Raw genomic sequence first — 533 nt, 5'->3', positions numbered from 1 at the left:
TAGGTTTGTGAACCTCTTCTAGGCACAAAGTAAGGTCGGTTTGGCGTGCTTTAAGCACCTGATGGATACGGTGGTAACGTTCTAAATTCATAGTAAATAAATAGGGTATAAAAAAATCGCCACCCAGTGTGAGTGGGTGGCGATGAGTTTAGTTCTTTCTTCGTCTGACTCGGGTCGCCTGCGGCATCGCTTTGATTTTTCGCATGATACCTGCAAGGTGGACACGATCTTTAGTCGTCAGCAGAACGGTGACAGTATACAGTCGGCCATCACGTTCTTCGGTCGACAGGCCATGGATATTGGAGCCTGTTTTCGAAATCACGTTGGTCAATTCTGCCAGAGCACCTTGGTGGTTGAGCATGTCTACTTTCAGTTCTGCGATAAACTCTTTGTCGTAATCGTCAGACCACGCAACGGCCATGTATTTGTCCGGCTCTTTTTGGTAACCGCGCACATTTGGACACGTTTCACGGTGAACAACCAAGCCACGGCCAGGAGACACATGCGCAATGATGTGGTCATCTGGAATTGGG

1 protein-coding gene and 1 pseudogene are annotated in these 533 nt (G+C 48.2%); both read right to left on the bottom strand.

Translation table 11 applies throughout. The features are described from left to right. A pseudogene (locus R8N49_RS29990) lies at positions 1–91 on the bottom strand (tRNA (guanosine(18)-2'-O)-methyltransferase TrmH); the annotation flags it as partial. Between the two features lie 57 nt (positions 92–148). Next, positions 149–533 (bottom strand): ACT domain-containing protein (locus tag R8N49_RS29985; RefSeq protein ID WP_318190809.1); only part of this gene is annotated, 385 nt, incomplete at its 5' end.

The organism is Vibrio sp. 1978 (assembly GCF_033344345.1).
This window is presented reverse-complemented; position numbering and strand designations above follow the sequence as displayed.